29 protein-coding genes are annotated in these 25,380 nt (G+C 51.8%); 12 read left to right on the top strand and 17 right to left on the bottom strand.

From position 1 onward, the window contains the following. Positions 1–25: 25 nt before the first annotated feature. Positions 26–469, top strand: a complete 444-nt coding sequence (locus J9260_RS07565) for a hypothetical protein (RefSeq protein ID WP_210220395.1) — start codon at positions 26–28, stop codon at positions 467–469. Between the two features lie 54 nt (positions 470–523). Here J9260_RS07565 and J9260_RS07560 read toward each other — a convergent pair whose 3' ends face one another. Then, entirely contained in the window at positions 524–1,165 is a 642-nt protein-coding gene (locus tag J9260_RS07560; RefSeq protein ID WP_210220394.1) for a Tll0287-like domain-containing protein, read from the bottom strand. A 192-nt stretch (positions 1,166–1,357) separates the two neighbouring features. Between J9260_RS07560 and J9260_RS07555 the strand changes: the two genes are divergently transcribed. Then, entirely contained in the window at positions 1,358–2,797 is a 1,440-nt protein-coding gene (locus tag J9260_RS07555; protein ID WP_210220393.1) for an FAD-binding oxidoreductase, read from the top strand. Here J9260_RS07555 and radC read toward each other — a convergent pair. Further along, positions 2,792–3,463 carry a RadC family protein gene (gene radC / locus J9260_RS07550; RefSeq protein WP_210220392.1) on the bottom strand — a complete coding sequence of 224 codons (672 nt, stop codon included), beginning with the start codon at positions 3,461–3,463 and terminating at the stop codon, positions 2,792–2,794. The two genes, J9260_RS07555 and radC, sit on opposite strands and share 6 nt — an antisense overlap. A gap of 40 nt (positions 3,464–3,503) precedes the next feature. Between radC and coaBC the strand changes: the two genes are divergently transcribed. Genes coaBC through argB form a run of 4 tightly spaced genes read left to right on the top strand, consistent with a single transcriptional unit; the run spans position 3,504 to position 6,355 of the window. Then, complete coding sequence (coaBC, locus tag J9260_RS07545; RefSeq protein WP_210220391.1) at positions 3,504–4,715, top strand: bifunctional phosphopantothenoylcysteine decarboxylase/phosphopantothenate--cysteine ligase CoaBC; 1,212 nt, start codon at positions 3,504–3,506, stop codon at positions 4,713–4,715. Beyond that, the gene (gene dut, locus J9260_RS07540; protein ID WP_210220390.1) at positions 4,712–5,167 is read left to right on the top strand and encodes a dUTP diphosphatase; all 456 of its coding nucleotides are present in this window, start codon (positions 4,712–4,714) and stop codon (positions 5,165–5,167) included. Before coaBC ends, dut begins: the two co-directional genes overlap by 4 nt. A gap of 2 nt (positions 5,168–5,169) precedes the next feature. Further along, positions 5,170–5,490, top strand: coding sequence for a DUF3144 domain-containing protein (locus tag J9260_RS07535; protein WP_210220389.1), 321 nt, complete (start codon positions 5,170–5,172; stop codon positions 5,488–5,490). Further along, positions 5,471–6,355, top strand: coding sequence for an acetylglutamate kinase (gene argB, locus J9260_RS07530; RefSeq protein WP_210220388.1), 885 nt, complete (start codon positions 5,471–5,473; stop codon positions 6,353–6,355). Before J9260_RS07535 ends, argB begins: the two co-directional genes overlap by 20 nt. Here the strand turns inward: argB and J9260_RS07525 are convergent. From J9260_RS07525 to J9260_RS07510, 4 genes are all read right to left on the bottom strand, one after another. Continuing rightward, positions 6,276–6,893 carry a DUF4124 domain-containing protein gene (locus J9260_RS07525; RefSeq protein WP_210220387.1) on the bottom strand — a complete coding sequence of 206 codons (618 nt, stop codon included), beginning with the start codon at positions 6,891–6,893 and terminating at the stop codon, positions 6,276–6,278. The genes argB and J9260_RS07525 overlap by 80 nt on opposite strands. A 170-nt stretch (positions 6,894–7,063) precedes the next feature. Next, positions 7,064–7,618: an SPOR domain-containing protein gene (locus J9260_RS07520; protein ID WP_210220386.1), complete on the bottom strand. Its 555-nt coding sequence runs from the start codon at positions 7,616–7,618 to the stop codon at positions 7,064–7,066. Between the two features lie 70 nt (positions 7,619–7,688). Then, positions 7,689–8,651 (bottom strand): thiamine-phosphate kinase, encoded by a 963-nt coding sequence (thiL, locus tag J9260_RS07515; protein ID WP_246499695.1) that lies wholly within the window; start codon positions 8,649–8,651, stop codon positions 7,689–7,691. A gap of 2 nt (positions 8,652–8,653) precedes the next feature. Next, the gene (locus J9260_RS07510) at positions 8,654–9,136 is read right to left on the bottom strand and encodes a LabA-like NYN domain-containing protein (protein ID WP_210220385.1); all 483 of its coding nucleotides are present in this window, start codon (positions 9,134–9,136) and stop codon (positions 8,654–8,656) included. A 211-nt stretch (positions 9,137–9,347) separates the two neighbouring features. Between J9260_RS07510 and J9260_RS07505 the strand changes: the two genes are divergently transcribed. Beyond that, positions 9,348–10,112: an SHOCT domain-containing protein gene (locus tag J9260_RS07505; RefSeq protein WP_210220384.1), complete on the top strand. Its 765-nt coding sequence runs from the start codon at positions 9,348–9,350 to the stop codon at positions 10,110–10,112. A gap of 1 nt (position 10,113) precedes the next feature. On the opposite strand, the gene modC is transcribed toward J9260_RS07505, so the two are convergent. Genes modC through modA form a run of 3 tightly spaced genes read right to left on the bottom strand, consistent with a single transcriptional unit; the run spans position 10,114 to position 12,688 of the window. Then, positions 10,114–11,205, bottom strand: a complete 1,092-nt coding sequence (gene modC / locus J9260_RS07500; protein WP_210220383.1) for a molybdenum ABC transporter ATP-binding protein — start codon at positions 11,203–11,205, stop codon at positions 10,114–10,116. Next, on the bottom strand, positions 11,202–11,882 hold the full coding sequence (gene modB / locus J9260_RS07495) for a molybdate ABC transporter permease subunit (RefSeq protein WP_210220748.1): 681 nt from the start codon (positions 11,880–11,882) through the stop codon (positions 11,202–11,204). The genes modC and modB overlap by 4 nt, the downstream gene beginning before the upstream one ends. Continuing rightward, positions 11,876–12,688, bottom strand: a complete 813-nt coding sequence (gene modA, locus J9260_RS07490; protein ID WP_210220382.1) for a molybdate ABC transporter substrate-binding protein — start codon at positions 12,686–12,688, stop codon at positions 11,876–11,878. Before modA ends, modB begins: the two co-directional genes overlap by 7 nt. 161 nt (positions 12,689–12,849) lie before the next feature. On the opposite strand from modA, the gene J9260_RS07485 reads away from it, so the two are divergent. Genes J9260_RS07485 through J9260_RS07475 form a run of 3 tightly spaced genes read left to right on the top strand, consistent with a single transcriptional unit; the run spans position 12,850 to position 13,829 of the window. Then, positions 12,850–13,107 carry a ribbon-helix-helix protein, CopG family gene (locus J9260_RS07485; RefSeq protein ID WP_210220381.1) on the top strand — a complete coding sequence of 86 codons (258 nt, stop codon included), beginning with the start codon at positions 12,850–12,852 and terminating at the stop codon, positions 13,105–13,107. Then, entirely contained in the window at positions 13,082–13,498 is a 417-nt protein-coding gene (locus tag J9260_RS07480; protein ID WP_210220380.1) for a type II toxin-antitoxin system VapC family toxin, read from the top strand. Before J9260_RS07485 ends, J9260_RS07480 begins: the two co-directional genes overlap by 26 nt. Then, positions 13,467–13,829: a GIY-YIG nuclease family protein gene (locus J9260_RS07475; protein ID WP_210220379.1), complete on the top strand. Its 363-nt coding sequence runs from the start codon at positions 13,467–13,469 to the stop codon at positions 13,827–13,829. The genes J9260_RS07480 and J9260_RS07475 overlap by 32 nt, the downstream gene beginning before the upstream one ends. A gap of 20 nt (positions 13,830–13,849) precedes the next feature. On the opposite strand, the gene epmB is transcribed toward J9260_RS07475, so the two are convergent. The 5 genes from epmB to mrcB are packed head-to-tail and all read right to left on the bottom strand — an operon-like array spanning position 13,850 to position 20,458. Further along, the gene (epmB, locus tag J9260_RS07470) at positions 13,850–14,833 is read right to left on the bottom strand and encodes an EF-P beta-lysylation protein EpmB (RefSeq protein ID WP_210220378.1); all 984 of its coding nucleotides are present in this window, start codon (positions 14,831–14,833) and stop codon (positions 13,850–13,852) included. Then, entirely contained in the window at positions 14,830–15,525 is a 696-nt protein-coding gene (tsaB, locus tag J9260_RS07465) for a tRNA (adenosine(37)-N6)-threonylcarbamoyltransferase complex dimerization subunit type 1 TsaB (RefSeq protein WP_210220377.1), read from the bottom strand. Before tsaB ends, epmB begins: the two co-directional genes overlap by 4 nt. After that, positions 15,506–17,536: a DNA repair helicase YoaA gene (gene yoaA, locus J9260_RS07460; RefSeq protein WP_246499694.1), complete on the bottom strand. Its 2,031-nt coding sequence runs from the start codon at positions 17,534–17,536 to the stop codon at positions 15,506–15,508. Before yoaA ends, tsaB begins: the two co-directional genes overlap by 20 nt. Further along, on the bottom strand, positions 17,475–18,038 hold the full coding sequence (locus tag J9260_RS07455; RefSeq protein WP_210220376.1) for a tetratricopeptide repeat protein: 564 nt from the start codon (positions 18,036–18,038) through the stop codon (positions 17,475–17,477). Before J9260_RS07455 ends, yoaA begins: the two co-directional genes overlap by 62 nt. Before the next feature lie 5 nt (positions 18,039–18,043). Continuing rightward, positions 18,044–20,458, bottom strand: a complete 2,415-nt coding sequence (mrcB, locus tag J9260_RS07450) for a penicillin-binding protein 1B (protein ID WP_210220375.1) — start codon at positions 20,456–20,458, stop codon at positions 18,044–18,046. Positions 20,459–20,520: 62 nt separating this feature from the next. Between mrcB and J9260_RS07445 the strand changes: the two genes are divergently transcribed. Both J9260_RS07445 and J9260_RS07440 read left to right on the top strand, forming a co-directional pair. Then, the gene (locus J9260_RS07445) at positions 20,521–22,110 is read left to right on the top strand and encodes a bifunctional aminoglycoside phosphotransferase/ATP-binding protein (RefSeq protein ID WP_210220374.1); all 1,590 of its coding nucleotides are present in this window, start codon (positions 20,521–20,523) and stop codon (positions 22,108–22,110) included. Then, positions 22,110–22,991, top strand: coding sequence for a hypothetical protein (locus J9260_RS07440; RefSeq protein WP_210220373.1), 882 nt, complete (start codon positions 22,110–22,112; stop codon positions 22,989–22,991). The genes J9260_RS07445 and J9260_RS07440 overlap by 1 nt, the downstream gene beginning before the upstream one ends. Positions 22,992–23,047: 56 nt before the next feature. Here J9260_RS07440 and J9260_RS07435 read toward each other — a convergent pair whose 3' ends face one another. From J9260_RS07435 to J9260_RS07425, 3 genes are read right to left on the bottom strand one after another with little or no spacing between them, the layout of a single operon-like run. Further along, positions 23,048–24,247: an iron-containing alcohol dehydrogenase gene (locus tag J9260_RS07435; protein WP_210220372.1), complete on the bottom strand. Its 1,200-nt coding sequence runs from the start codon at positions 24,245–24,247 to the stop codon at positions 23,048–23,050. 30 nt (positions 24,248–24,277) lie between these two features. Further along, positions 24,278–24,844, bottom strand: coding sequence for a dCTP deaminase (gene dcd / locus J9260_RS07430; protein WP_210220371.1), 567 nt, complete (start codon positions 24,842–24,844; stop codon positions 24,278–24,280). Further along, positions 24,841–25,284: an LEA/WHy family protein gene (locus tag J9260_RS07425; protein WP_210220370.1), complete on the bottom strand. Its 444-nt coding sequence runs from the start codon at positions 25,282–25,284 to the stop codon at positions 24,841–24,843. The genes dcd and J9260_RS07425 overlap by 4 nt, the downstream gene beginning before the upstream one ends. Positions 25,285–25,380: the final 96 nt, after the last annotated feature.

Genomic DNA, 25,380 nt, shown 5'->3' with positions numbered 1-25,380 from the left:
AGTCAGATACGATTATGGGAAAGGGATGACTACAAAATCTTCGGGAAGTTTCGATATTATTTTGGGTATGGAAGATATAGGCGGGAGAAGCAATCTCTGCTTATCTTTCGGTTCGGGGCTGTTCAGAAAACTGGGCTGGTCATCCGGTGATTGGCTGCAATTTGATGTGAGCCAAGAAAACATTATCGCCATCAGTAAAATTCCAGAACCAACAGAAACCTCATTTTACGCCAAAAAGATTAAACTCAGCAGTGGCTTTTATAAACTGTGTTTTTATTCAAAGTTGTATAAATTTCCCCGCCCTGCCGTAGAACTCTCCAAAGATAAAGCCACGTTTAACGTACAAACCCGCGCATTAAGTCTTGCTATTCCATCTGAATACGTGGTTATGCCAGAGCCAGAACCTCAATTAAAAGCGTTCAAAGATCTGCAAGTCGAAGATATTGCGGCAGCATTTAGAAAACTGTAAACAGCCAGTTGAATTGGTGCTGCTGAATCTGCTCAGCAACACCAAACTTCGTGCTTACTGAGTCAACTGTTTAACCACCACAAACGCACCACGTAAATCCCCTTCTTTATACCCTGTGGCTTTATCTTGTGGGTAAAGTTCGGTCAATTTCGCAGTAACTTCCGGGTTAAGATCTGTGCCGTGGCATTTTAAACAAACCGCGCCGGTTGGAATCGCTTTCATAAAGCGGAATTCTTTATCAACCACTTCCGCATAAGCCATTGTTGCAGGATCTTCACCCGCTGCTTTTTTGGCTTCAAAATCATTTAAAACGGCCACTTGCCATTCATTCGCTGCTCCCATTTCCGGGTTACGATTTTTCAGACTGACCCGGCTGATTTCCATGCCTTTTTCCGCTGATACTGCTTTGGCAATTTCCGGGGCTTTAGTGTGGCAAATGTTCATGGCTTCAACAGGGCCGCCCGCTTTCATTGCCGCTTCGAGTTCGCCTTTGAGTGTACCGCCCAAGGCTTGTACCGCGCCTTTCGCTTGCTCAACCAAAGCTGCTTTATCATTACCCTGTGCAGCAGCAGCCGCTGGAGCAGCAACCTGTTGGGCTGTTTTAGGCGCGTCAGCAGGTGCGGCTGCTTGTTCGGATTTTTCACCACAAGCAGTCAACAAAGCCACCAAACTAACCATTAATACATACTTATTCATCGTCATACCTCAAAATGCTACATACCGTGTTAAAACAGCGGTGGAAAGTGCCTGAAAAGCCCTGTCAGCCGCATTGAAATAAATCAAAAATTATCCACCACACTCACTTCACCTTGGATTAACAAGGGATTAAGCTCTGTAAAAAATCACGAATCCACCTACAATAACCTCAATCATTCACAGGAGTTACTTATGCCAGATTCCACCATCAATCCGCAGCGTCGCCAATTCCTGCTGGATGCCTTAGTACTTGCCGCGAGCATTCCGGCCTTTTATTACCCTGTTGCTGCTAATGCTGACAATACTGCACCACCTTCCAGCAATAATGTGCGCTTTTTGCAGCGTAACGATGCAAATTACCTGAAACATCGCCAAATTTTTAATAAACGCATTACCGCCATGCCCAAAATTATCGCGGTGTGTGCCAATGAAAAAGGTGTGCAGGAAGCGGTCGCCTACGCACGTCAAGCCGAGCTACCGATTGCGGTAAAAAGTGGCGGGCACAGTTTTGAAGGATTTTCCACCAATGACGGTGGCTTAATGATCGACCTTTCGGGCATGAATAAACCGCAATACAACGCCACCACTAAACGCCTGATTATCCAACCTGGAGCAAAACTCGGCGGTGTTTACGAATACCTCAACCAATACAAACGCCTGATTCCGGCGGGTTCGTGCGCAGGTGTGGGCGTGGCTGGTTTAACCTTAGGTGGCGGTTACGGCTTTTTCGGGCGGCAATTCGGGTTGACCTGCGATAGCCTGCAACGGGTACGCATGGTCGATGGCACGGGAAAAGTTCATGATTCTAAAGACAATGCTGAACTACTGTGGGCGTGCAAAGGCGGCGGCAATGGCAATTTCGGGATTATTACCGAACTGGAATTCAACACCCACCCAACCCCGACGTATTTCAGCAGCCACCGCTACAAATACCGCAATTTAACCCCGGAAGCTGCCACGCAATTAGCCGAACGCTGGTTTGAACTGATGAAAAACTTACCTAATACAGCGTATTCATCGTGGGTACTTAATGGCAAACACCTCACGGTATTACTAACAGATACCGCCCCTACCCCCAGCGCAACACTCAAAATCATCCTCGCCAAACTCAAAACGGGTGCTACCGAAGTAATGACTCCGCGCAAAGACAGCTTTTTAGCGGGCATTCAACGCTATAAAGGCGGCGTTGACCCCATGTATTTCAAAAACGTTTCGGCGGGTTACTACCACAGCTTCAGCGACATTAAAACGTTGTTACCTGCTATTGCCAAGAAAATAGCTGCCGCCAAAATGACAACCCTTTTACAGATCAATACCTTGGGCGGGGAAATTAATAAAGCAGGTATGGCAAACACCGCCGCTTACCCTCACCGTGCCTTCGGATTTTTAGGCGAATTACAAACCTACTACGACAAAGCTACCCAAACCAAAGAGGCAGAAAGCATTGTGCGCGAGATTCAAGGAATGTTAACCGCTGGTGGCATCAAAGCGCATTACCGCAATTACCCAGATGTCGAAATCAAAGCATGGGAAACCGCGTATTACGGCGACAATTACCCGCGTTTACAGGCGTTAAAGCGGCAATTTGACCCGGATAATCGTATTCGGCATCCGCAGAGCGTGCGTTTATAACATCCCCCTTTCCGCAAACGACACCACGCTGTCACCGATGACAAAATGATCCAGTACGCGCACATCAATCAGGTGTAGCGCGTCTTTGAGTTTTTGGGTGATGCGCTCATCCGCCTGACTCGGTTCTGCCACGCCGGACGGGTGGTTGTGTGCAAAAATGACTGCCGCCGCATTGTGGTGTAAGGCACGCCGCACCACTTCACGCGGATGCACTGACGCGCCGTCAATCGTTCCGTGGAACATTTCCTCGTACTGGATGACGCGATGGCGATTGTCCAAAAACAGGCACGCAAACACTTCTGAGCGGTAATCGCGCAATTTCGCGGTCAGGTAATAACGCACCGCATCCGGGTCACTCAAGGGGTCACCTCGGCGCATATTTTCCGCCAGATAGCGGCGCGACATTTCCAGCACTGCTTGCAATTGCACGTACTTGGCTTCGCCCATACCGTGCGTTGCACAAAATTTTTGTGCATCTGCATCAAATAATTGCCGTAAACTACCGAACGTTTGTAATAGCTCCCGCGACAGGTCGACGGCGGTTTTGCCCTTGACCCCAACGCGCAGGAAAATAGCCAGTAATTCGGCATCAGACAGGGCTTGCGAGCCGCGTGCTAAGAGTTTTTCGCGTGGTCGTTCATCCACAGGCCAGTCGGTAATTGCCATTATTTTCGCTTTTTTATTCATGGGTTAGGATGCAAATCTTATGTCATTCCTTCACGGTAAAAACATTCTTTTAGGGATAAGTGGTGGTATCGCCGCGTATAAATCCGCTGAACTGGTACGCTTGTTGATTAAACAAGGTGCGAACGTGCGGGTTTGCATGACCGCTTCCGCCCAGCAATTCATTACGCCCCTGACGATGCAGGCGTTGTCGGGAAATCCCGTGCATACCGAATTGCTCGACCCACAAGCCGAGTTAGGGATGGGGCATATTGAACTCGCACGCTGGGCGGAGCTGATCCTGATCGCACCCGCCACCGCCAATGTACTGGCGCGGTTAACTTACGGTTTTGCGGATGATTTACTCAGCACGGTTTGCCTCGCATCTGCCGCACAGTTGATGGTCGCGCCTGCGATGAACCAACAAATGTGGAAAAATGCCGCCACCCAACACAACTTACAAACCCTCAAAGCACGCGGAGTAAGGGTATTCGGTCCCGCTGAAGGGGTGCAAGCCTGCGGCGATACGGGTATGGGGCGGATGTTAGAACCGGCGGAATTGGTGCAAGCATTAAGCAGTTGTTGCAGCACCAACGCGCTCTTGCAAGGCAAGCGGGTATTGATTACCGCAGGCCCTACCCGCGAAGCGATTGATCCGGTACGCTTTTTAACCAATCGCAGCTCCGGTAAAATGGGTTACGCGATTGCCAAGGCCGCTACGGCGATGGGTGCGCAAGTCACGTTAATTTCAGGGCCAGTCGCGCTGGAATGCCCACCGCGTGTGCAACGTATCGGGGTGGAGTCCGCCGCTGATATGTTAGTCGCAACCCAAGCACACGCCACTGATGCGGACATTTTTATTGCCACCGCCGCCGTTGCGGATTACACCCCGATCAGCGTGGCAGCGCAGAAAATCAAGAAAAATGCCGATGTGTTAGAACTGGCGATGAAAAAAACCACGGATGTCTTAGCCACCATTAAACTCGCCCACCCACAGCTTTTTACCGTGGGTTTTGCGGCGGAAACCAACGATGTCATGGCTTACGCACGCGGCAAACTCGAACGCAAAGGGTTAGACATGATCGCGGCAAATTCGGTGGCGGATGGCAAAGCGTTTGATCAACCCACCAACGCGCTGGAAGTCGTGTGGAAGGACGGGCATACTTCGCTGCCAGAGATGGACAAGCACACGCTTGCCCATGAGTTGTTGAAACTTGTTGCTGCGCAATACCACACACGGAAACCGTTTGCATGACCGCCATTGAATACAAAATCCTCGACCCGCGCATTGGCACGGCATTTCCCCTCCCCGCTTATGCGACTACGGGTTCAGCCGGGATGGATTTACGCGCCTGTTTAGATAGCGCACTTACGTTAAATCCCGGTGATACCACCTTGATTCCAACCGGTTTAGCGATTCATATTGGCGACCCCGGTTTAGCGGCGGTGATTTTGCCGCGCTCCGGTTTGGGGCATAAACACGGCATTGTGTTGGGCAATTTAGTCGGTTTAATTGACTCCGATTATCAGGGACAATTGCTGATTTCCTGCTGGAATCGTGGGCAGGACAGTTTCACCATCGAACCGGGCGAACGCATCGCGCAATTGGTGTTTGTACCCGTGGTACAAGTCAGCTTGCAGGCAGTGGACGATTTCAATCAATCAGACCGGGGCACAGGTGGCTTCGGGCATTCAGGGACGCATTAAGCATGAGTAAAAAACAAACGACTTCTATCCAAGACAATGACCAACAGTTTTGGGAATTAGCCGAGCAATTCATTGAAATGGCTAACCAGTCGCTAGAAACCGCCGATGCGGGTAAAATTGGTGCAGCCATGCTGTTTGCCGCTACCCGTTTTAATGCGTTTGTGGTGGCTTCGGCTTCCATTGACCGCGCAGAATTCGCTGCTGACATGGACGAAAGCATGGATTACTTAAGCAAACAATTTCGCCACATGCTAGGCGATAATTTGCGCGACTTCCGTGACAACTACAAGGTTTACATTAAGCATGAACAACAGCCCGAATAATACCGCCGCGATTTTGATGGAGGCACTGCCCTACATCCAAAAATACGCTGGCAAAACCATTGTGGTCAAATACGGCGGCAACGCCATGACCGACCCTGCGTTACAACAAAGTTTCGCACGTGACATTGTGCTGCTGAAACAGGTCGGGATTAATCCGGTCGTGGTTCACGGTGGCGGCCCGCAAATCGGTAATTTGCTCAAGCAAATCGGCAAAGAAAGCCATTTCGTTGATGGAATGCGTGTCACTGATGCGGAAACGATGGACGTGGTGCAAATGGTGTTAGGCGGTTTGGTCAATAAGCAAATCGTTAATATGATCAATCAAGCGGGTGGACGCGCCATCGGTTTGACCGGCAAAGACGGTAATATGATCATCGCCAAGAAAATGGTGCTGGAACGTAAAGCGATTGGCGATCAACCTTCTGAAATCATTGACCTTGGACACGTCGGCGAAGTCACTGAGATTGACGCAAGCGTGGTGCGCATGTTGGAAGAAGACCGCTTTATTCCGGTAATTGCGCCGATTGGCGTGGGTACGGATGGTACGAGTTACAATATCAATGCCGATATTGTCGCCGGTAAAATGGCGCAAGTGTTGAATGCAGAACGCCTGTTATTGCTCACCAATACCCCCGGTGTATTGAATAAAGCCGGTGTATTGCTGGAGATTTTAACCCAACAAGACATTCAGGACTTGGTGGCTGACGGCACGATTCAAGGCGGGATGTTGCCGAAGCTCGCGTGTGCGACGGACGCGCTGTCCGCTGGGGCAAAAAGTGCCAGTATTATTGACGGGCGGGTTCCGCACGCGGTGTTGCTGGAGCTTTTGACGGATCAGGGTGTGGGGACGATGGTAACTCCTTGAGCAATTCGCTCAGGCGTGCTTTGTCCTTGTCATAATGTTGACGCAGGTTGTCTTGCTCGGTCTGGTTTTCCTGCAAAGCATGGGTGTAATGCCCCAAGGTAGTTTCCGCCTCACTGACATAGCCTTCCAGTGTTTTGCGCTGGGGGGCTTCTTTTAAACCTTCAAGCTGCTTTTTTACCGTTTCCAAACGCTTCTTTAAAGAATCACGCCGCTCTTGCATTGAACGGGTGTTTTTATCCAGCAGTTCCAGTTTGCTTTTAAATACCGCTTCTAACTCCGCAACATTGGCGTAATTGGCTAACAGGTATTTATCACGTTGTTGTTGTTCGTTTTCCTTTTCAGCACGTAATTTCGCTAAGGTTTCGCTACGTTGCTGCGCGGCAATCGCTTCCGGCGTAGGGGCTGCGGCTACGGTTTTGCGCGTCATGCCTTGTTTATCCAATTCGCTGTGCCCTTGCGAAGAGACAGCCGGGGGAACCACATCAGCGTAATGCACTTCGCCACTGCTATCCACCCAACGGTAGACACCCGCGTTCAATGAAGTACACCAACACGGCAATGTGACAATCAAAAGTGTTTTGAAAAGTTTCAGATTTCCGACCATGACACGTCTTTTTTATGATTAAAATCAGTCGGTTTCACTACTCTCCGTCCCCGCCCCTTCCTCCCGTAAGGAGTGAAGGGAACGAGAAGGAAGAATCGCGCACCTTAGCGGGTCGTGTAAAACGCATCCGGCACAGTGCTGCGTACACGGCCTAAACTGGCTTTCGCTTCACTGGCACTGCCATACGGGATGCGCACTTTATAGTAGCCACCCACATTATCAATCACCGCAGTGAAGCCCGCAGAACGCATTTGGCTCAACATGGATTCTGCCGTGCCACGGTTAGGGCTGGCTAATACCTGTACGGCGTAAGAGCCGCTGGCACTGCCATTGCTACCGCCCGTAGAACCGCTGTTGTAATCGTAAGAACCACCGGATGAACCACCCGTACTATTTGCGTAATAATTGTCGTAACCCGACGAAGACGGCGCGGCTGCTCCTGTTGACGAAGAGCCACTGCTGTAATCGTAGTAGTTATTCGCAGCCGGAGCCGCTGCATTGGGATCATAAGCACCAGTCGTGCCCGCAGCATAGCTGCCACCCGTATTATAATCACCCGTTGCTGACGCTTGCGGTGTCGTGCTTGCCATCGGTGCGCAACCAGACATCAATACTGCCAAAGTGAGGCTGGCAGCCCCCAGTTTCATTTTGTTTTGCATAATAAAAGGCCCTAAGTAGTTGTTGTATTGGTAGACAATCTTATCTTCCTGAAGTTTCGCAAACAAGGATTCATTCTGAAGAAAAATGCTCGTAGCCGCGCCTTCCATCCGAAAGCCTATGATTCATAAGCAATCCTTGCTGCATTTTATCCACTTCACCAATCACGGTAATGCGCACCCCCACAACATTTGCTGCCATTATTAACGCTGCTAATGCATCAGGTGGCACAGTGAATAATAACTCATAATCATCCCCGCCACTAAGCGCGAAACCTAAACGTTGCGCTTGCGGCATCGCTTGTAAAGCCTCCGACCAAGGCAAAAGCTCGTGATCAAGCCGCGCCCCCACGCCCGATGCTTGCAAAATATGGCCTAAATCTGCCAATAACCCATCGGAAATATCCATACAAGCGTGTGCGTGTTGTTGCAGCAAATGACTCAAGGCATTGCGTGGGGTCGGATAATTCAAGCGTTGCACACAATAATCCGCTGCCGCTATGGGTAACTGCAATCGCTGTTGCACCACCGCCAAACCCGCTGCGGCATCGCCCAATGTCCCGGAAACAGCAATTAAATCGCCGTGTTGCGCATGACTACGCAATAACCCCGCACCGCACGGCACAAACCCCATCACTTGCACCGTAATACTCAATGCTCCGCGCGTGGTATCGCCCCCCACCAGAAAAATATTGTGCTGCTGCGCCAGTTCACGCATTCCACGCGCTAATTCCGCCACCCATTGCGCATCCGCTTGTGGCAGGGAAATCGCCAAGGTAAACCATGCCGGTGTCGCCCCCATTGCCGCTAAATCGCTTAAATTTACCGCCAACGCTTTATAACCAATCGCATGAGGCGGGGTTTCGTGCGGAAAATGAATCCCTGCATTAAAGGTATCTACCGACACTACCAATTCACTGCCCGCTGGAACCCGCAAAATCGCCGCATCATCACCAACCCCAACACGCACCGAATCCGGTGGTTGATCCCACCGAAAATAATCGCGGATCAGATCAAATTCAGACACTTGCGCCATGCTTATTTACTCCTCAGCAGCAAGCGATCAGCAACCGGTATATAGCGCGTCGCCGCCTGCATTAAGGTATTCGCGGTCAAACCCGGCACACCGTACACTTCGGTTTCCACCCCGTAACGCGCATTAGCCTTGCGCAATAACAGATCAAAATCACCATCGCCCGAAGCCAACACGATTATGTCGGTGGTTGCGGCTGCTTCAATCACATCCAAGGTAATTCCCACATCCCAATCGCCTTTGGCAGAACCGTCACTGCGCTGGATATACGGTTTCAGCTTCACCTCAAAACCAATGGCACGCAAAATATTCTGAAATTGCCGCTGCTTGTCGTCATCACGCGCAATCGCATACGCGCACGCCTGCACCACTTCACGACCAGCGGTGGCTTGTTGCCAAAAACGGTTGTAATCAAAACTGCAACCGTAAACCGCGCGGGTGGTGTAGTAAATATTTTGCACATCAACGAATAAGCTAACTTTTTTCATAAGAGGTATTTGAGAGTGAGGGATTTAAGGATACAACACCGCTTGTTTTGTCGATACCACCGCATCATGGATTCTAAAAGCATTGCAATTCCTCAGGAACACTTGATAATGCAGCGACAACCAAACAAACCTGCCAACCAATGCTAACAACCCATCGCCCTGAACGGGCTGGCAGTGCCTTCCCTACCTAGCAGCTTTTGGAGATCATTCCATGCAAACTTTCACCGATTACGGACAAAATGCCATCAATAATTTGGCGCAACGCTATGGCGTTTCTAACGATGCCGTTACCCACATGCTTTACGCCGTAATGAATGGCAACGGCACAATGGCACAATTCAACCACCCCGAACTCGGCGGCGGCGGGCAATGGATGCAAGGTGGCATGACCATGGTGGGCGATATGTTCAACTACGGCCTGAAAGCTAAAGTCGACGGCCTGTGCGTGGAATTATCCAACCTGTTAGGCGGGCAACAAGCGGTATTTATGCCGGTCAGCAACCCGACACAGTTTCATGGCAACCGCAACTGGTGGCCGGATGAGCTGGGCATTGCCTCCACCACTGGCGGGCAAAACAACACCCGTTACGCCTATTTCCCGACTACCTGCCGTTTGGCAGTCGACATTAATGGTCAAGTCACCGTCTACAACACGCTGGATCATCAAATCGGCGGTGTGTCACAACAGCAAGGTGGCAATAATTCCATGACTTTCAGCAGCCAATACGGCAATGTGCAAGTCGACCAATTGCCTATCGTATCTGTGAATGGGGTTGCGCCGTTCGTGCCTGCACCCGCACCTGCGCCTGCCCCTTACTACCCGAACAACAATAACGTCAGCAATAACAACCCTGCCCCCGCAGACAATGGCGACATTTTCGCGTTGATCGAACGGCTGGCAGACCTGAAACAAAAAGGCATCCTTAACGACGACGAGTTCGCCAGCAAAAAGGCCGAACTACTCCAACGTTTGTAATTCATACAATCGCGGTGGCCTTGATCTGCGCAAACACCGCCATCCCCACCTTCAACCCCAGTTGCACCGCTGATTTCTGGGTGATGTGTGCCAGCAATGGCACACCGCCCATGTTCAAACGCACCATCACTTGCCCCGCCACCGGTTGCGCCATGCCGGTAATGCTGGCGGGCAACACATTGAGAATGCTGGTTTGCGCCGGTTGTTGCAGCGTCAGACTGACATCGCGGGCATCAATGCGCAAGCGTAACGGCATACCCACGGCAGTCGCCTGCTGGTAAGGCAAGCTGATCACGCCCCCTGCAAAACCGACGTGGCTGAGGTGAAACTCTGGCTCATGATCCCACACTTTCACCTGCAACACGCTGGAGGCTTCTTTGCCTTGCGCCATTGGCGAATCCAGCCGCGTCAACACCTCCGCCAATGCGCCCGAAGCCACCACCCTGCCCGCTTCCAGCACCACCAGATGATCCGCAAGCTGGGTCACTTCCTCCGGCGAATGCGTCACGTACAGAATCGGAATGTCGAGTTCGCGGTGCAAGCGTTCCAGAAACGGCAGGATTTCCTGCTTGCGCTTGAGGTCGAGCGCGGCAAGCGGTTCATCCATCAACAACACTTGCGGCTTGAGGGCAAGGGCGCGGGCAATGCCGACCCGCTGGCGTTCCCCGCCGGAGAGTTGCGCGGGGATTTTGTCCAGCAAATGCCCAATCCCCAGCATATCCACAATCGCTGCCAGTTCGGCATCAGTGGCGGATTGCGCGGCACGTTTGCGCCCGTAATCCATATTTTTGCGGGCGGTCAAATGCGGGAACAGGCTGGCTTCCTGAAACACATACCCCAAGGGGCGTTGGTGGGTCGGCAAAAACACGCCCTTCGTACTGTCCTGCCACACCTGCCCGCGCACTTGCAAAAAACCGCTGTCCGGGCGTTGCAACCCAGCAATGCAGCGCAACAAGGTGGTTTTGCCAGAGCCGGAATGCCCAAACAATGCGGTTACACCACGCCCCGGCAATTGCAAATCGGTTTCCAGTTTGAAGCCACTGAAAGCCAGTTGAAAGCGGGCGTGTAGGTTATCGTGCGGTGTATTGCTCATATTTTTGACATCCTGATCCCACGGTTAAGCGTATACATCAGCAACAACACGATGAAGGAAAACACCACCATGCCGCCTGCCAACCAGTGCGCTTGCGCGTATTCCATCGACTCCACATGGTCGTAAATCTGCACCGACACCACGCGGGTTTTGTCGGGAATATTGCCGCCGATCATTAACACTACGCCGAATTCGCCCACGGTATGCGCAAACCCCAGAATGCAGGCAGTGAGAAAACCGGGTCGCGCCATCGGTAACGCCACGCTGAAAAACGCATCCAGCGGTTTTGCCCGCAGCGTACTTGCCGCCTCCATCAGACGCATATCCAGCGTTTCAAACGCATTCTGAATAGGCTGCACCACAAACGGCAGCGAATAGAACACCGAGGCAATGACCAAGCCAGTGAAGGTAAACGGCAATGTCCCCCAACCCAATGAGTCGGTCAATTGCCCAATCGGCCCTTTTGGCCCAAGGGTAATCAACAGGTAAAACCCGATCACGGTGGGTGGCAGCACAATCGGCAACGCCACCACCGCGCTCAACGGGGCTTTCCACCAGCGGCGGGTACGCGCCAGATGCCAAGCCAGCGGTGTGCCAATGACCAACAAAATCAAAGTTGTCAGGCTGGCAAGTTTAAAGGTGAGCCAAATGGCAGACCAGTCGCCAGCACTCAACATGGCTTGGCACTGTCGGTAGAGACGCAAGATTTTGCGTCTCTACGGGGAGGTGTGGGGATTTCGTAGCCGTAACTGCTGATAATGGCTTGTGCCTCTTCCCCTTTGAGGAATTCCAGCAAGGCTTTAGCTGCGGCACTGTCTTTGGCGTTGCTGAGCAATACCGCATCCTGCGCCATCGGTTGGTACATATCCGCTGGTACGATCCACGCCGAACCGCCCTTGAGTTTGCCGTCTTTTTGCACCTGCGACAGTGCGACAAAACCCAGTTCCGCATTGCCAGTGGAAACGAAATCATACGTCTGGGTAATATTCTCGCCCGTCACCAGTTTGGGCGTGATAGCAGCAGTCAGCCCCAGTTTTTCCATCACCGCCATACCCGCTTCACCGTAAGGGGCGGTTTTGGGGTTGGCAATTGCCAGATGCTTGAAGTCGCCTTTGCGCAATACCTCACCTTTGTCATCCACATAACCCTCGGTACTGCTCCACAACACCAGCTTGCCGAAAGCGTAGGTAAATTGGGTGTCAGCTTCCGCCATCTTGGTTTCAACCAGCTTTTTCGGGGTCTTGCTATCGGCGGAAATGAACACTTCAAACGGTGCGCCGTTTTCGATCTGGGCGTATAGCTTGCCCGTTGCACCTGCGGATATTTTCAATTCATGTCCGCTGGTAACTTTGAATTTTTCCGCAATGGCTTCCAGTGGCTTGGAGAAGTTGGAGGCAACGGCGACTTGCACTTCATCCGCTAGGGCGGTGTTTGTTGCAAACCCGACACCAGATACCAGCAAAATAGCCCAAAATATTCTCATAACTACCTCCGTTGACCATGAATGAGTAATGTTAATAGGAAGGCAAAAGTTATGCCATGTTGCTTTAGGCTAAGTGAAAATCGCGTATTGGTAACGCCCGATATTCTCCATTCAGCGGTTTGTTGCTACACTCAAACCATCTCGTATTACGGTATGACACCATGACTATTTCTGTACGTCTTCCACCGGAAGAACAACACATGCTGGAAGTGCTGGCGCGGCGCGTGGGGCGCAGCAAAAGTGACCTGATGCGGCAGGCAGTACGGGAGCTTTGCCAACGTTTAGCTGCGGATAACCGCACACCTTACAGCTTGGGGCAAGATTTGTTTGGGACGGGTAGCCTCGCGCCTGCACCCACTGACCCCATGAAACGCCAGATTTGGGAGAAGCTGCGTGCCAAACACCGCCGCTTGGGTTGATACGGGCTATTTGGTTGCCCTGTTTGCCAAAGAAGATCCTCATCATCAATCAGCGAATGCGTTTTTGAAGCAGTTGGGAAGAATCGAGCTGCACTCCATTTGGCCTGTAGTCGTGGAAGCCTGCTTCTTCCTTGACATTCGGGGCAAGCTTGCCCTGCTCCAGTGGATTGAGCGCGGCGCAATGACACTCCACGATCTCAGCCCGCAAGACCTGCCAATGGTGCGTAATACCTTGGAGAAATACCAAAATCTTGAGCCGGATTTTACCGACGCAGTGCTGGTAACGCTGGCGAGCATACTCAAAGTCCGGCACATACTGACCGTGGACGAACGGGATTTCTCGGTGTACCGCCTTGCTGATGGCAGTTGCTTTGAACGGTTATGGGTTTAGTTACCAAACCATGCACCCAAATAAAGATACCGTCATTTCATGGGGTTGCGTTTTCAAAATCACATTTCCCAATGGAAAAATTTATGTCGGTAGTGATACTGCCAGCACTGCACGTCTCGATTTTTTCAAATATTTTGGCTCGCCTCGTAAGGCTAAAACTGACATGCTTCACGAATTAGGCGCATACCTGACGACGGGTGATGCTTATGTTCTTCAGAAGGAAATTCTTTATGCCCAAGAAAATGTAAAAGTTGGCGACATCCTTCGGGTAGAACAGCAATACATAAAAGCCCTCAATGCTAAAGACCCAAGTATCGGCTACAACAGGTAAAGAGCAAGAAACCTACACACTTAAACCGGCATTTTCGCTTTTTCACCTGCAACTTCGCGCACCAGTTTCGGCACGAGAAAGCCAGGTAAACGTTGGCGTAATGCGTCCAGTAATTGCACAGCTTGGGCTTGAGTAACTTCAAAATGCGCCGCACCCGCGACACGATCCAGCAAATGCAGGTAATACGGCATCACGCCTTGCGCGAACAGGCTTTCGCTCAAATCAGCTTGCGCGTCTACCGTATCATTCACCCCGCGCAATAATACCGCTTGATTTAACAAGGTCACGCCGCTGGCACGCAATGCAGCTAATGCGTCGTGTACATCCGTTGCAGCTAATTCTTGAGCGTGATTGGCGTGAATCACCATCACTTTTTGCTGTGGCAATTGTGCCAAAAGCTGTTGAAATCCGGCATCAATGCGTGAAGGCAACACCACCGGCAAGCGCGTGTGAAAACGCACCCTTATCACATGAGGAATATGCTGTAATTGACTGAAAAATGAAGCTAAACGCTCATCGGACAAAGTTAACGGATCACCGCCACTCAAAATGACTTCGCGCACATCGGTATGCTCGCGCAAATACGCCAACGCGCTTTCCCACTCGCCTTTAACCGGATTGGATTCGCTGTAAGGAAAATGCCGCCGGAAACAGTAGCGGCAATGCACCGCGCACGCGCCCGTCGTTACCAACAGCACCCGTCCTTGGTATTTGTGCAAAACCCCATCAGCCACCAGCGCGTTTTGATCGCCGACCGGATCGTGATTAAAGCCTTCAACAACGCGCAATTCCTCGTCCAGCGGTAACACCTGCCGCAATAACGGGTCGTGCCAATCCCCTGACTTCATCCGCGCTAAATAACTATGTGGAACTAATAAGCGAAATTGTTGTGCTGCTTGCACACTTACCGCATCTTGCGGCAAATTCAACAAGCGCACCAAAGTCGCAGGATCACGCACCGCACCCGCCAGTTCACGTTGCCATACTGCTACCGTGCTGCTCACTGACGCGCCAACCGTTCCTGCGTGGTTAGGGCAATTTTATTACGCAAATACACCGGCTGCGCCAATTCCGGCGCAACCGCTTCACCGCGCTGCCAAGCCGCAACCGCCAATGGCAACATAAATTCCGCAGCAGGCAGCAATTCGGTATTCTCACCTTCCAGCTTGCCACTGAAACGCGCTTGTAACGTTTCCGCATACGCTGACCAACCATGCCCTACCGCAAACCAGCCTGCCGTTTCAGGTAAGGGCGTATGCTCCGCAGCGCACACTTGTTCCTCACCTTGCAATTGCACTAGGCCATTTTGCACGGTGTATTCCCCCCAATAAACCTCGTTCATGCGGGCATCCAGTGCCGCCAATACCTGCATCGCACCGTATTGCTGATACGCTTGCTGCGCCAATGCGGCTAAAGTCGACACCGGAATAACCGGCTTATCCGCCGCCAATGCCAACCCTTGCGCCACCCCAATGCCAATCCGAATCCCTGTAAATGCCCCCGGCCCACGCCCCACCACCAAAGCATCAACCTCAGACAGGCGCAATGCTGCTTGCGCCAATACCTGCTCAATCATGGGTAAAATTTTATGGGTATGCTCACGCGGGGTTAATTCAAACGCGCTAAACGTCACGCCATCGCTATAAACCGCGACGGAACAAGCTTCGGTGGAAGTATCAAGTGCTAACAGTTTCATCAGGCTCTCGCAAAGGCAGCATCTTATTCTCAAAAAAACGTTCAACGATTTCCAGCTTTTGGGTACGCGGCATACGCGGCAAACTGTCGAGAAACACTTTACCGTAACTGCGGGTACGCAACCGGGTGTCGCAAATCATTAAAACTCCGCGATCAGTTTGATCCCGAATCAACCGCCCTACCCCTTGTTTCAAGGTAATGACCGCCTGCGGAATCTGGTATTCACCGAATGGATTACCGCCGCGTTGCCGAATCGACTCCAAACGTGCTTCCATCACCGGATCGGTAGGCGCGGCAAACGGCAATTTGTCGATAATCACGCAGCTCAATGCATCACCACGCACGTCGACACCTTCCCAAAAACTCGCTGTTCCCAGCAATACCGCATTGCCCAGCTCCCGGAAGCGGTCGATCATATCACGCGGGGTCGATTCACCCTGAATCAACAACGGAAAATCAATGCGATCCTGCAAGAGTTCCGCCGCTTCATTCAACGCCCGGTAACTGGTAAACAGCATAAACGTGCGCCCACCACAGGCTTCAATGACCGGAACCGCCGCATCGACCAACGCGCTGATAAATCCGCTGTCTTGCGGCTCTGGCAACCGGGAAGGCAAATATAACAAAGCGTTACGCCAATAATCGAAAGGACTATCGAGCTGCAACGTGGTGGCATTATCCAACCCCATGCGCTGATTGAAATGCTCGAACGATTGCCCCACCGCCAAGGTTGCCGAAGTCATTACCCAACTGCACGGCAATTCCGCCATGCACTTTTTAAACGGCACCGCAACATCCAGCGGCGTACTGGTCAAAGCAAAACCACGGGTAAAGGTTTCAAACCATTGCACCGTATCCGCAGGCGGATTTTGCAGGCGTTGTAAACACGCTTGCTGTTCCAGTAAACGCTCGTAACAGGCTTGCAGCCCTTTGCTGCGTGATGACGCGAGTTCCAGCAATACGGCTAATTGTTCCATGCTTGCGGTTAATAATCCCACATGCTCAACAATCGCGGGCTTGTGGCAAATACGCGCCCAAGGCGCACGCTGCCCCGGTGTATCCATTGCCAAGCGCAAATCCAGCACTGCTTTTTCCAGCACATCCAATTGGTCGCGTAAATCCGGCATATCGGACGCATTCGCCAATACTTCGAGCAAGGTGTCGCGCTTCCAATCCTGCAACTTACGGCTACTGAAGGTATCGCTGAAAAAGCTGGAAGCAATTTCCGGCAACTGGTGCGCTTCGTCCAACACCACCACATTCGCCAGCGGCAATAATTCGCCGAAGCCTTCTTCTTTAATCGCTAAATCGGCGAAGAACAAATGATGATTGACTACCACAATGTCGGCTTCTTGCGCAGCACGCCGCGCTTTGACCACAAAACATTCTTGGTAATCGCTGCATTCCGCGCCAATACAATTTTCGGTGGTCGATGTTACCCGCTGCCAAATTTCGGCATCACGCGGCACTGCGGATAATTCCGCAGCATCGCCGGTACGGGTTAAACCCGACCAGTCACCGATACGCCGCAACCACACCACGCTTTTTTTATCGGGCAAACGCCCTTCGGATTGGGTGATCTTTAAGCGGTGCAAGCACAAATAATTGGCACGCCCCTTTAACAAAGCGGTCTTGCTGCTGCTTTTTAATGCCTTGCGCACCAATGGCAAATCTTTGTGGTAAAGCTGATCTTGCAGGGTTTTACTGCCCGTGGAGATAATCACGCGCTCGTCGCACAGCAACGCTGGAGCAAGGTAAGCAAAGGTTTTACCCACCCCCGTACCGGCTTCAATCACAGCGGTAGCTTGCGTTTTCAAAGCCTCTAACACTGCCTGCAACATCGCTTGCTGTTGCGGACGCGGCTGAAACCCGTCTATCAATTGCGCGAATGGCCCAAATTCCCCCAGCAAATCGCTCATGGGTAACTCAGGCGTGGTGGCAGACCCGGCTTTAATGGAGTGACTCCTGATAATACTGGGCTTTTGCCGCCATGCTTGCGGCTTGCTGGGCATTGCCTTGCTGTTTATTTAACTCGCTGAGGGTTAACCACAACTCTGGGTTTTCAGGCTCAATGCGTAATGCGCGTTCAATCGTGGCTACTGCACCAGATACATTGCCCTGCCCGGCTTCGGTTTGCGCTTGTTGACGTAAGCCACGGGCAGCGGGCGAAGACACGTATTTTTTCGGCGGCAAGGCTACCTGTGTTTCCGGGAGTTCCGGTGTTTCCGGGGGTTGCAGTGCTTCTAATGTAATCACCTCAGGCATCGGTGCAGGCGCAACAACTACCGGAGCCTGTTCTTGCGGTAAAGGCAGCCTGCGCGGTGGCGGTGTAACCGGACGTTGCGCCGGAGCCGGACGATTCACACGCGGCGGTTGCACTACATGCGGTTGTGGGTAACGGTTGTAAACCGCATCCGGCATAACCTGCGGGTTTGGCGCACAAGCGGACAGTGCACTTGCTGCTGCCACTGCCAGTAGCGCACGCACGGCATTTGAAGCTAGGATTATTTTCATTGTCATTACTGCATTAAATTATCAATCCAATTGGAATTGCCCGATGCTGGCTGTGGCGCAGCAGCAGGCGCGGGGGCAGCCGTACCTTCTTCAACAGGTGGTGCAACCGGCGCACAGAAATGGGTTTTCTGTGGTTGTGTGCCACGAATAAACGGCGTAGGCACTGATGTACCGCACGCCGGATTTGCCCGCAAACCACTGGTAGGATCAATATCAACCCACACCAAGCGCGACGAACCACCCGCATTCAAAGGTTTAGTCGGCAATACCCGGAACAAATCCGCCCACACTTTTAACGCCCCGGTTCCCCCGGTCATGTTGGTGGGTTTATTGTCATCACGCCCAACCCACACGGTCGCGACGTGCTGCCCGGAAAAGCCCGCAAACCAACTGTCTTTTTTATCGTTGGTTGTACCGGTTTTGCCTGCAACTTTTTTCCATTCCGGTAACACGCTGGATAATTCCTTAGCGGTTCCGTCCACCGTTACACGATGCAGACCGTAATGCAATAAATCCACCGCTTCGGGGCTGGCAACTTGTTGAACCGTGAGCGGATAGCGTGTTAACACTTTCCCCTGTAAATTCATCACGCTACGAATGGCTTTTAACGGGGAATACGAACCACCGGCGGCAATGGTTTGGTACATTTGCTGGACATCCATTGGCGACATTTCCAGCGCACCCAACAAAATCGACGGGTATTCAGGGATTTTCTTGTTGATACCAAGGCCGTGTAAGGTATTGATAACATTATCCACGCCGACATCCACCCCGATACGCACCGCTGGCGTGTTACGCGACAAGGTAAGTGCTTTCAGCACGGTAATGTAACCCATGTGACGTTGATCGTAGTTGCCCGGTTGCCAGTACTTGCGTTTATCAATCTTGACGGTAACAGGGCCGTCGCTGATGCGCGTGCCGAGGTTGTATTTGTTTTTTTGCTCAAATGCAGTGAGGTAAATCGCCGGTTTCACCAAAGAACCGATTTGACGTTGCGCCGTTAACGCCCGGTTATACCCCGCGTAACGCACATCGCGACTACCCACCAGAGCTACCACTTCCCCGCCTTGGACGCTGCTGATAATCAACGCGCCGTTGAGCTTACCTTTTTTGATACCTTGCGAACGCTCTAATTGCGCCACCCGTTTTTGCAAAATGGTTTCAGCGGTTAACTGGGTAATCGGATCCATCGAGGTAAAAATCATCAAACCCGCGCTGTGAATATCTTCTTCTTTGTAGTCACGCTGTAATTGACCGCGCACCACGTCCAAATAAGCCGGGAACGGTGACGCGCCGGAAGGTTTATGCTCTTCCACACCCAACGGGCGTTGGCTGGCTTCAGCAAACTCCTGCGGATTAATCACACCCTCTTGCTGCATCACTTGCAACACCAGATTACGCCGCTCCACTGCACGTTCGGGGAAACGCCGTGGATCGTAATATCCCGCGCCCTTGGCTAAACCAATCAGCAAGGCAATTTGATCGGCTTTTAACTCACCCACTTGGCGATTGAAATAAAACTGTGCCGCCAACCCAAAACCGTGAATCGCGCGATCGCCGTCTTGCCCTAGATGGATTTCATTTAAATATGCTTCAAGAATTTCGCGCTTGTCGTAATGCAATTCCAGCAAAAACGCCATCATCGCTTCTTTGATTTTACGCTGCCAACTGCGCTCATTGGTGAGGTAAAAGTTTTTGACGAGCTGTTGGGTTAAGGTACTGCCGCCCTGCACGGTATGCCCTGCTTTGAGGTTGGCGACCACTGCCCGCCCAATCGCCAGCGGGTTAACCCCTTGGTGCTCATAGAATTTTTTATCTTCAACCGCCAATAAGCCACGAATCAATAGCGGCGAAACTTCGGATTGCTTGACCAATACGCGGTCTTCGTTTTGACGCGGGTAGAAATTCCCGATTAGTACCGGCTCTAAGCGCATTAAATTCAACGGGCTTTTGCCGTCGGAAAACCCTAACGACGCAATCTTACCGCCATTGATGTTAATTTTAATGCTGCGGGCTGGCTCTTTATCGCCTGCAAACTGGAAACCACGGGTATTGATCATGAACTGATCACCCTTGCGGCGGTATTGCCCGGTCTGGGTCGGCTCTGCCACCGCGCGGTAGCCCAGCAGTTTCATTTCCTGCTCTAAATGATCAGCGTAAAGTTGCTGGCCTTCGTACATATCCAAGGGACGTGCAAACACCCGTGCAGGCAATTCCCAACGCTTGCCCTCAAATTGCGAACGCACGTTTTCGTCGAGTTGCATGGTGTAAACCACGAAAACCAACACACCTAAAATAAGTGCCACCATAAACAGGATGCGGAATGTCCGACCAAACAGCGCGAAAATAAACCATACTGCTTTGAAAAATCGCTTCCAGAGTGCGTCCTGTTGTGTTTCCTGACCGGCTTCCTGACTCAAGTTAGTTTCCTGCTATGCTTACGTTTTAGGGTTACCATTTTTGCGCAACAATGAGACACGGCATGTTCACCCATACACCTGACACTCTGCTGGAAGCCATGCGGCATCCCGCATTTTATCCGCATCCAGCAAATCCCGATATTCAAGTCATCCACACGCACATATCGAGCGTTTTCCTGACCGGCGAGTTTGCTTACAAGATAAAGAAGCCAGTCAATTTTGGTTTTCTGGATTTTACACAATTGGCAGACAGGAAACATTTCTGTGAAGAAGAATTACGCCTAAATCGTCGCCTTGCCCCTGCTTTATACCTAGGGGTGGTCGCAATTGCCTATAAAAATGGCACATACCGCCTGCATCAAGCTAACGCATCAGACTTACCCGCCGCTGACGTAGTGGAGTATGCCGTAAAAATGCGCCAGTTCGACACCCAACAACAGTTAGACCAGTTATTGAAGGTAGGTTCCCTGTCGCTGGTGCATATCGACACCTTGGCACTGCAAATCGCACAGTTCCACCGCGATAGCGAATGCGCCGCCAGCGAAACGCCGTGGGGAACACCTGCCAGCGTACTGGAACCGATGCTGCATAACTTTGTGCCATTGCGCCAACATTTAACCGATCCCGCGTTACAAGACCGTCTGCAAACACTCGAACAGTGGACGCAACACACATGGCAAGCGTTGCAACCCATCTTAGCCCAGCGCAAACACGAAGGGCGGATTCGGGCGTGTCACGGCGATATGCACCTTGGGAATATAGCCATGATTGACGGGGAAATCACAATTTTTGACGGCATTGAATTCAACGACAGTTTACGTTGGATTGATACCGCCAGTGAAATCGCGTTTTTATGCATGGATTTGCACTCGCGTAACGCCCCGCAATACGCTAACCGCGCGTTGAATGCCTACCTCGAAGCCAGTGGTGATTACGGTTTATTAGCGGTTTTTGGTTTTTATTGCGTGTACCGTGCCTTAGTGCGAGCCAAAGTTAATGCCCTGCGTTTACCCCAACAAACCGCAGCCGAAGAACGGGCTGAAAGTGTCAAAACTTGCACGGCGTATCTGGATTTAGCCCAACGTTACACCCAGCGTACCCGCCCCGTATTAATCATTAGCCACGGTTTAAGCGGTTCCGGTAAATCCTGGGGTTGCCGTCAATTGGGGGACGAGCTGGGGTTTATCCACCTGCGCTCCGATGTGGAACGCAAACGCCTAAACGCAATGTCAGCCACCGAACGCAGCACCGCAGGGCTGGATCAGGGCATTTACAGCCCCAGCATGAGCGCACGCACTTACGACCGCTTGGCGCAATGCAGTGCGCTGGCTTTAGATCAGGGTTATTGCGTGGTGGTAGATGCGACTTTTTTGGATGGCGCACAACGCCAACGCTTCCAAGCACTCGCTGCGGCACATGATGCCAGCTTTCTCATCCTGCATTTCAGCGCGAGTGTCGAACAACTCGAACACAATATTCGCACCCGCCAAGCAGCCAATAATGATGCGTCTGATGCTGATATTGCTGTGCTGCATCAACAATTAGCACACTATAAACCATTGCAGGATAATGAACCTTGTGTAACAGTTCAGTCTAATCAAGCTTTACCGATTGCAACGATACAAGCTCATGCACTGCTTAGGAGTAAATAATGCACCGTAAATCCCTCACACTGCTGATCAGCACACTGGCTTTAAGCCTTTCCGCACCGTTGTTGGCGGACACTAAACTGACCTATACCGACTCCGGTTTTGGCCCGCAGGAGCGTAAAACCATTATCCAAGTGAATGGCGACAAAGTGCGCATGGAAGAAGCCGACAGCGGCATTTACACCCTGTACGACAACACCAAAAAAGCCCTGTTCACGGTTAATACCAAAACCAAGCAGTACATTGAAACCACGCCTGAAAAAATGCGCGAACGCATGGGTAAAGTGGTGGAAATGCAAAACCAGTTCAAAGAGGAAATGAAAAAGCAAATCGCGGCAATGCCGGAAGATCAGCGTAAAGTCGCTGAAGAACGCATGAAACAAGCCGAAGAAGCCATGAAAGCCCCTGCACCGCCGATTAAAATGGAAAAAACGGATCGTAAAGACACCGTTCAAAACATTGCTTGCCAAATTTCCAGCATTAGTATTGACGGCAAACCAATGCGCGACGTATGCGTTGCAGGAAGCGATGCAATGGATGCCGCCGACCACACCATGTTGCTCACTATGTTTGAATACATGGATGGCATTACCGCTGAATCTGCGAAGGCACAAGGTATCGCAGCACCGAGCGATGGCTCTGCATCCGTTCACAAAGAAGGCTTGGCGGTACGAATTCAAGCTGTTCCTGAAGGCCCGCGTAGTGAGTTGAATGCGATTGCGAAAGACGCGCTTAACGATGCGGATTTTGCGATTCCAGAAGGTTTCACGGTGTTTGAACCTAGCATGGCTCCGCCGCCAGCTCCTCCTGCGACTGCACCAGCGGCTCCGGCTGCCTCAGCACCTGCTGCGACACCTCCGGCGGCTGCGCCAGCGGCGAAGTAAGACGGAAGACCCCCCTCACCCCAACCCCTCTCCCTCAAGGGGAGAGGGGCATAACACTACAAACACGCAGTAATCACTGCGGCTATTTCTGCGTCAGTTAGTTTCACGGGGTTGGTTTTCATGCTTGATCCGCGTGAATTGGCTACTAGATGTGGAATTGCAGCGGTTGTTACCCCGAAATCGCTTAAAGACGGTAAATTCAGTTGCTGCGCCCAAGTTGTCAGGGTATGCACTAAAAATACCCGCGCCCCAACCTCATCAACGTGACTGCGCCCCCGAAATAACTTACCGATTTGCGCGTATTTTGCTAAGGCCGGATGGTCTGGCTCGCGGGCTTCGAGGCAGTCAATATTCATGCGAGTTGCCGCTGCGACTAACATTCCGCAACCGACCCCATGCGGTACGGGATGAAACGCCCCCAACGGCGCGACAATCCCATGCACCGACCCCAACCCCGTTTGCGCCAAACAAATCCCAGACAGCAACGCCGCGTAAGCCATGCCCGCTTGTGCCTGTGCATCCGTCGGGTCAGCGTAAAGTGTCAACAAACTATCGCGCACCGCCGTCATCCCCGACAATGCCAGCGCGTCAGTCAGCGGATTTGAACGGGTGGACACATAAGCTTCCATCAATTGGGTAAACGCATCCATGCCATTGGCAGCAATTTGTGCAGGCGGACAGGTTGCCAGCAAACTCGGATCAACCAGCGCGTATTCCGCCATTAATTGCTCATCACGAAACGATTTCTTAAAACCGTTGACACCCTGCACCGACAGCACCGCATTTTTAGTGGCTTCCGACCCCGTTCCGGCAGTCGTTGGCACGGCAATAAACGGTGTCGCCGAGCCGCGATAAGGCAATTCAGGGCCGACACCTTCCAGATGATCCATCACCGAATTAGCGGGCTTGAGCAAACCTGCCACCGCTTTCGCCGCATCCAACGGGCTGCCGCCACCGATCCCCACCACCGCATCAAACGCCTGATCACGGTACTGCGCCACGGTTGCATCCACCCATTGCGGCGAAGGCTCCTCAGTCACCCGGCACAATTCCCAAGTAAAACCGGCAGCGTGCAATGCGCCCAACACCCGTTCCCCCGCAGGTGATGCGGTAAACGAACTCGCCCCGGTCACAATCAGCAAACGCTTACCGTATTGCGCCGCAATCGCAGGCAATTTATCGAGCGCACCTACCCCAAACTCAATACGCGGTAAACGCGCGAGGCTAAACGCACCAATGGTTGCCAGCGATTTCATTGCACACTCCTTGTTGCCAGCCTTGCGGCATCAGGTTTTCGGTAAGGTAACACCGGTTTGCCCTTGGTATTTGCCGCCGCGATCTTTGTACGAGGTTGAACACACTTCGTCGGACTCAAAAAACAGCATTTGTGCCACGCCTTCATTCGCGTAAATTTTCGCAGGCAAGGTGGTGGTATTGGAGAATTCCAAGGTGACATGACCTTCCCACTCCGGTTCCAGCGGGGTTACATTCACAATAATGCCGCAACGCGCATACGTCGATTTCCCCAAACACACCACCAACGTGCTGCGCGGAATGCGGAAATATTCAACGGTGCGTGCTAATGCAAACGAATTCGGCGGGATAATGCACACGTCACCCTTAAAATCGACAAAGCTTTTTTCGTCAAAGTTTTTCGGGTCAACAATGGTGCTGTTGATATTGGTAAAAATCTTAAACTCGTTGGCGCAACGCACATCATAACCGTAGCTCGACGTGCCGTAAGAGACGATTCTTTCGCCGTTGGCAGTGCGCACCTGCCCTGTTTCAAACGGTTCGATCATATTGTGTTCGGCTGCCATGCGGCGAATCCAATGGTCGGATTTAATGCTCATCCTTTCACCCCTACGCCACCTTGACGCTGAAACGGTACTTTAACAAACGGTAAACGCACCGCACCACTGAGGTTATACGCCACGGTACGTGAGCGGATAGCGTCCGGTGCGAGGCGTAAAATTTCGGCGAAATCGAGTTTTACCGGAATTTTAACCGGCACATCCTGACGTGCACCGAGCGTGACATTTTCGGTTTGATCACCACTGGCGACTTGCCGCCCGTTGAGGGTTAAACCGTATTCAATGCCCTGCAACGGAATCGGGAAGGCATTCGGGTTGCTGACATTCAGGGTGACAACTGCCGTGCCTTGGGTGAGGGAAATCTCTTGCACTTGGATGTTTTGAATCGAGACTTTGGGCTGCTCAATCACACCGGGGACGCTGCTGCACGCTTGCAGTAACAGGGAAGTGGATAGCAATAGGGATATTCGTTTCAGCATGGGTTTTTCTTTGTGTTAAGGGCGATAGCGAATACTAAAACAAAACAGAAGATCAGAATAGAAGAAACGCCTCCCCTGACAAGAGGAGGCTGGGAG

The sequence above is a fragment of the Thiothrix unzii genome, assembly GCF_017901175.1.
Lineage (GTDB): Bacteria > Pseudomonadota > Gammaproteobacteria > Thiotrichales > Thiotrichaceae > Thiothrix > Thiothrix unzii.
The sequence above is the reverse complement of the archived record's forward strand: the minus strand, read 5'-3'. Positions and strand labels throughout refer to the sequence as shown.